Origin of the sequence: Arthrobacter sp. 9E16, from assembly GCF_002929435.1 — a bacterium.
GTDB classification, from domain to species: Bacteria; Actinomycetota; Actinomycetes; order Actinomycetales; family Micrococcaceae; genus Arthrobacter_B; species Arthrobacter_B sunyaminii.
Genome location: NZ_PJIU01000006.1, coordinates 39,362 through 45,361, shown reverse-complemented (window position 1 = coordinate 45,361; position 6,000 = coordinate 39,362). Strand labels below are relative to the sequence as shown.

The 6,000-nt window shown below is 63.5% G+C and carries 8 protein-coding genes; 5 read left to right on the top strand and 3 right to left on the bottom strand.

Annotated features, from left to right (window positions below):
* Positions 1-1,482 precede the first annotated feature (1,482 nt).
* Positions 1,483-2,454, top strand: coding sequence for a hypothetical protein (locus CXR00_RS17660; RefSeq protein ID WP_146068544.1), 972 nt, complete (start codon positions 1,483-1,485; stop codon positions 2,452-2,454).
* A gap of 40 nt (positions 2,455-2,494) precedes the next feature.
* Here the strand turns inward: CXR00_RS17660 and CXR00_RS17655 are convergent, their stop codons facing one another.
* The 3 genes from CXR00_RS17655 to CXR00_RS17645 all read right to left on the bottom strand — a co-directional run bounded on the left by CXR00_RS17655 (position 2,495) and on the right by CXR00_RS17645 (position 3,870).
* Entirely contained in the window at positions 2,495-3,073 is a 579-nt protein-coding gene (locus CXR00_RS17655; RefSeq protein ID WP_104056324.1) for an N-acetyltransferase, read from the bottom strand.
* A gap of 17 nt (positions 3,074-3,090) precedes the next feature.
* Positions 3,091-3,414 carry an Lsr2 family protein gene (locus CXR00_RS17650; RefSeq protein WP_104056322.1) on the bottom strand — a complete coding sequence of 108 codons (324 nt, stop codon included), beginning with the start codon at positions 3,412-3,414 and terminating at the stop codon, positions 3,091-3,093.
* A 93-nt stretch (positions 3,415-3,507) separates the two neighbouring features.
* Positions 3,508-3,870 carry a hypothetical protein gene (locus CXR00_RS17645; RefSeq protein WP_104056320.1) on the bottom strand — a complete coding sequence of 121 codons (363 nt, stop codon included), beginning with the start codon at positions 3,868-3,870 and terminating at the stop codon, positions 3,508-3,510.
* 135 nt (positions 3,871-4,005) lie between these two features.
* On the opposite strand from CXR00_RS17645, the gene CXR00_RS17640 reads away from it, so the two are divergent.
* The 4 genes from CXR00_RS17640 to CXR00_RS17625 all read left to right on the top strand — a co-directional run bounded on the left by CXR00_RS17640 (position 4,006) and on the right by CXR00_RS17625 (position 5,678).
* Entirely contained in the window at positions 4,006-4,338 is a 333-nt protein-coding gene (locus CXR00_RS17640; RefSeq protein ID WP_104056318.1) for a hypothetical protein, read from the top strand.
* Between the two features lie 91 nt (positions 4,339-4,429).
* Complete coding sequence (locus tag CXR00_RS17635) at positions 4,430-4,825, top strand: DUF6573 family protein (RefSeq protein WP_104056317.1); 396 nt, start codon at positions 4,430-4,432, stop codon at positions 4,823-4,825.
* Between the two features lie 54 nt (positions 4,826-4,879).
* Entirely contained in the window at positions 4,880-5,191 is a 312-nt protein-coding gene (locus CXR00_RS17630; RefSeq protein ID WP_146068543.1) for a hypothetical protein, read from the top strand.
* A gap of 178 nt (positions 5,192-5,369) precedes the next feature.
* Positions 5,370-5,678 carry a hypothetical protein gene (locus tag CXR00_RS17625; RefSeq protein WP_104056313.1) on the top strand — a complete coding sequence of 103 codons (309 nt, stop codon included), beginning with the start codon at positions 5,370-5,372 and terminating at the stop codon, positions 5,676-5,678.
* Positions 5,679-6,000: the final 322 nt, after the last annotated feature.

Here is a 6,000-nt window from a genome sequence, read left to right as displayed (position 1 = left end):
GGGGGGGGGCAGCGAGCGGCGGCGCTGGCGCGCCTGCTCGGAGCGGCCCCTGGCGGGGCCTTGCGCGCTGACGCGCGCTAAAAGCGGCGCCGCTGCCGCGGCGTGGGGGTGGCTGGATAGCTCTCTTGCCGGCCCTTCGCACGGGGCCGCGGCAGGTGGGTGCGCTGCCCGCCTGCCCAGCGGCGTGAGGTGGCCCGTGGACGGCCTCCCGCACGGATCCGCGCCACCCAGCCCGGCCGGCGCCCTTTCAATGACGAGGCGGGGCGCCCAGCCCCCGCACCGCAGCCGGCCCGACCCACCACCCAGCACCGCCACCACTCCCCCACCCCGGCGCCCCAGCCCCAGGGCAGCAGGCCCGCCAAGCCCGCCGGCCCCGCAGCGGAAAAGCAGCCGGCCCCCCCCCCGACGACGGGAGCCCCCAGGGCCAGCAGCGAGGCGCTGCCGGCCCGCCCAAGAACCCCCGCACCGAGGGGACAAGACGAAACCGCACCACCCGCCAGCAACCCGCAGCCCGCCCCCCTGCCAGCCCCGCAAACCGCCAACCACCCAGAACCCCCACCAACCGCCCAAAACCCCGCAAAACAGCCACCAAACCAGCCCCACACCAGAAACAGCCGGCCCCCGCCGGCCCCAGGCACCGAGGCAACCGACCCACCCGCACCGAGAGAAACCAAGGCACCCCGGCCGGCCCTGCCGGCCCGCCTGGGGGGGGGGTCGGAGCACCACCCCCCCCAGGCACCACAGCCAGGACAGCCGGCCCCGCAGCGAAGCAGCCGGCCGACGACGACCAGGGCCAGCCCGGCCAGGGCAGCCGGCCGACGACGACGGCCAGGGCAACCAGGGCAACCAGGCACAGCCGGCCCACACCGAGGCAGCCGGCCGGAGACTAATCTCCAACCGCGAGGCAGCCCGGCCCCGCCGGCCGCCAGGAAACCCCGCGTCCCTTCACCCCAAAACCTGACAGAGCCGCGAGGCCCTGCCTGCCCCGGCGAGGGCAATCGGCCGACGACGACAGGGCACGCCGGCCCCGCCCAGGGAAACAACACACCGAGGCAACCAGGCCGGCCCGGATGGGGGGGTGCACCGCCACCCCCCCAGGAAAAACCGCAGCCAGGGCCACCCAGCACCCCCAGCCAGGCAGCCGGCCGACAACGGCCAGGACAGGATCCAGTCAGCCCGCCGGCCCGCCCGCAGGGCACCCCAGCCGGAGACTAATCTCCAACCGCGAGGCAGCCGGAAGTAAAAGAACCAACAGAACCACTAGAACCAAACCACCGGCCCGGACAGCCCCAAAACCTCCTAAAACACGGGACACGCAACCGGACGGAACAGAAGTAAAAGAACCCTTAGTCGTACTGGAACCACCAGCACCATGCCGGCCCGTAACCCCGCCCCCCGGGCAGCAGTCAATCCGGTTCCTCGGGGAGTTAGGCTGATGGTGCCCCAAATCTGCGGGCCTCCATAAAATTTCTAGGGGAAACAGTGGAAATTGCAAGACTGGTGCTGGAGTACCTTCAGGCCCTGGCATGGCCTGGCATCACCATTACGGCAATTCTGATATTCCGTAAACAGCTCCGACAATTGCTCGCCAACATCGGGTCGGCCGTACATCGGGTTAAGAAGTTCACAGCACCCGGAACCACCATCGAACTAATCAATGAGCTAAGCCAAAAGGTAGAGCTAATCGACCTCACGCCAAGTACAGATGATGTGGTGCCGAGCCCGAAAATCAAATCGAGGTTTGGGCAATACGCGACGACGGAAACGACGACCAGCGGCGCCCCCACGACGGACACGCCTACCAGCGAAGCACCCACGCCAGACGCCCCCACGACGGACACGCCTACCAGCGAAGCACCCACGCCAGACGCCCCCACGACGGACACGCCTACCAGCGAAGCACCCACGCCAGACGCCCCCACGACGGACACGCCTACCAGCGAAGCACCCACGCCAGACGCCCCCACGACGGACACGCCTACCAGCGAAGCACCCACGCCAGACGCCCCCACGACGGACACGCCTACCAGCGAAGCACCCACGCCAGACACCCGCACCCGGCAAGCGTCCAGCCGGTACATCAAGCTGGCGGATACAGAGATGCCGGCATGGATCAAAAATATGGATCTGGATGACCTCATGAGAGGCACGATTATCCGTATTTGGACTGAAATCGACGCTTCTTTATTTCAGCTCGCAACCGTCGAGGCTCCTTGGCGCTCAGACTACCAAGCTCGATATGTGGATGTGCATAACCCAATGGCAAATATCGAACTGCTTAGGGCTAGGGGAATCATTACAGAAGATAGTGCCGAGAGCCTGATTGCAGCTCGCCGCATCAGAAATCAAGTCGTCCATGAATCCAACACTCTTCCTCTGGGTGTCTTCAATGAGTACCTGCGGACAATTTCTAAACTCAGTGAGTATCTTAAGGATCTATGCGAGTTGATTTAGCTCTAGACCAATCGGCGCTAAAGTCCGTGGGGAGCGATAATTAGATTTTTTTGTAGAACCAGTGCCCGTTCAGATATGCAGCATGAGCCTCGTTCAATCCGAATTTTCCAACGTTGGGCAAGGGCTGGTTATGCGGTACGATCACGTAGCCGGCAGATTTATAAACCTGTGGAGACCCGTTCCGATCGTCCATGAATCCAACAATTAGCGACGCCTTTTGTTGTTTAGCAGCTGCCTCGTTTGCCTGGAGTAGTAACTTGCCTACCCCGCGGCCCCTCATCTCCTCACGGACGGCCAAACCGGATATAACTCTCCGCTCTTTCAGGAATCCCTTGGCGTAGACCGCGTATCCAGAAGTTCCTAGCTCAAATGCCATTGAAAATGGCATTGAGGAATTTATCACGCCTGCCAGCGTTCCATTCTCATCGTAAGCAACGCGCCAAATACCTTGGTACGGGATGCCGGCCACATTGCGGGGCAAGAGGGACGCCACCCTTTTGCCTGCCACTTCTGTGTCATAGCGCGCATTATCCGCCGAGAACCCGATTATATTGTCTTCAAGAAATTTATTTAGGTCGTTGTATTTCTCGCTGGGCGGGCTTGTTATTGTCCATTTCAACGGCGGATTCCTATCTTCTACTGGTGGGCTGCCTGGTAGGCGTCGAGGATTTCGCTGCTGAGGCGTCCGCGGCTACTCGGGTTGTGTCCGTTGTCCCGGGCCCACTTGCGGATCTTCTGCATTTCCTCACGCTGGCTGCCCGTTGTCCGCGGTTTACCGGTGGCTCTGCCGGCCTTTCGCCCCTTGTCTGTGTAGATGCTGAGGACTTCGCGCAGCTTGGCTGCGTTGTCTGTGGTGAGGTCGATTTCGTAGCTGCTGCCGTCGAGCCCGAACCGGACGGTTTCCTGGGCGTCCTCTCCGGTCAGGTCGTCGATGAGATGGATCTGTACTTTTTGTGCCATTGCTGCCCCTTAGGTGAATCGGTGCCGGAGTTGCCGGCCTTGCCAATTAGACAGGGGGCGGGTGGGAATATCAATTATTCCCACCCGCTCCTATTACTTGATGTGATAAACGGGTGTTACTCCGGGGTTTTCGTCTGCCCGGTTCATCGTCCAGTAGCTATCCCCTACCGGCTCGAATGAGAGCATCCACGCAGTGCCCTCCTCAGGGGTTTTTGCCACGTATGCGTTCGCGTATGCGATTGCGTTTGCCAGTGAATCGGCAATTGCGTGCAGCTGTGAAATGTTATTCCCGCTCTGTCCCTCATTTTTCAACTCCGCTACAACTTGTCCCCCTGCTCCACTTCTGGGGGTGTCGTGCATAACCACTACGGAGGTATGCCCCCCATCAACGGCGATATACAGCGGCTGCCTGAGGTCTATCCGTCCATACTTCGTCCGCAAAAATGCCAGTGCCATTTCTTTCCTTCCGGTGGTGGGCTGCTGACCCCCGACGCGGCCGAGATTTCGTTTCCCGGTCTGGGTCAACTACCTGATGTTTCTAACTCTAGGCCCTCTTGACTTATTTAGTCAAGTGCCCCTAGAGTTATGAACATGACGAACAAACCAGCTCCCGAAACCCTCGCCGCCGTGATGGAACCACTGCGGGGCCTGTCCACTTTCGACCCCGAGGAGTTCGCCGGATTCCTTATGATTTCGCGGTTTTTGCCGCCGTCAGGGAAGGCCGCAGCCTGGCACGCCAGGGCCGCGCAGCACATCGAGGCAGCCGAAGAACTGACCGAGGAAGCAGCGGCCCGGGCAGCGGTCGGCAGCTTCGAGCTGGCGGATGCACTCCTGGAGGGTGTGCGGATCCGCCTGGCAGCCGCGAAGCAGTGCGACCGCATGGGCACCGATTGGGCAGCCATGCACGCCCGATACAGCGACTAACGGACCTATAGGTCCGCATGGGGCGGACCATGAGGTCCGCCCCTAAAACCCCCAAAAAACACACCGAATCACCGATTGAGAGGCCGACACCATGACCGGACTGTTTGAAGATGCGGAAATCATCGCCAGCTACACGCGGGCGGAAGCGCTGCGGGATGGCGTATTGATCGACGCCGGGGAACGTGCCCGGGAGGCCGGCTTTCGGTTCCCGGTGGCACTGACGGCCGCCGCCTGGGCGGATGCGGTGGCCTGGACGGAAACGAACCGGGCCTACCAGGACGAAACCGGGCGGCTCTGGGACGTACTCATGATGGCCCACCTGGCCGCAGTCAGCGGCGGAGCCAGTGACCGCCGCCGGTTTGAGGTGGCACGCATACCGAACACACCCCGGGCCACCGTGCCCCGCCTGCTGGAGCTGCAAATGATCATCGGCCCCGGCGACGACGCCGCACCGGTAATCACCATCGGGCTCCCCGGCGAGGACTAAGGAATATTTCTAGTCCCCCTTGTTAGATAACTAAAGGGGGGCTAGAATTATTTTATGACCACGACAACGGAGGCACACACCATGCACAGGACCAAGCGAGCAATCGAAACGGCAACACCCACCGAAGGCACCGCCAACGCCCCAAAGATCCTGGGCAAGGTTCCCGTGCGCTGGACACTGGATCCCACCAACGGCCATGTGACCTCCAACGGCGAGTACGCCGGGCGCGTGATCGAGTCGATCCCCGGAAAGCTGTACTTCTTCCAGGCTCCCGAGGACGCCGCCAGACACGACTACTGGGGAAGTTTCGAGACAGCAGCCCGGGCAGCCGAACAGGGCGCGGTCCGCGCCGAACTGGGCCGCTAGACCCCCGCCCCGGCCGGAAGGCCGCGGGGCACCCCGCCCCGGCCGGAAGGCCGCGGGGCACCCCGCCCAACTGAGGCGCCGGAACACCCCGACGGCAGCACAGGCACCCGCACCGAGACCTACTAAGGGGGGGTCGGCACGACCGGCCCCCCACCCCCCCCGGAAGGAAGCGAACACAATGATCCTCCACAACGACCGAATCGCCGCCGCCGCAACCGATGCCGATATGGCCCGCGCCCGGCAGGCACACGCTTTCCTGATCATGCGGGAAACGACCCCCGCCGACCGCGGCGCCCGCCGCAATGAGTGGAGCGCCGCCCTCAGGGAAGCCAGCAAGGCCGAAGCCCGGCTCGCCCGGATCGCCGCCGAGGAAGTCGCCAAGGCCGCGGCCCGTGTCGAGGCCACCGAGGCCGGCTCTGAGGCCGAACGCGAAGCCCGCCGCGTCTACCGCGTCACCGTGATGGACGCCGAGGAGGTAACCAAGTAACCAACACCCCGCGGGGCTGGCACACCGCCGGCCCCGCTCGACTAAGGAAGGGAACCATGACTGGACCGCGCGACATGATCAGCCGCGGCGTCTGCTGCGCTCGTGCAGTCACCAACCGCCCCCAAACCAGAGGAAAGGGAACGCCGTGGAAAGTCACCAGAGCCACCCCTCCAAAGTCCGCCGCTGCGGGCCGGAAGCTCAGCGGGTAGATGAACCAACCAAGGATCCCGCCCCTACGTCGGAGCGCTACGAGGCAGCTACGCGGGCCTTGTCTGAGGCTTGGGAGCAGCGGCCGGCCGCTTGCACCGCAGAGCGCGAGCGC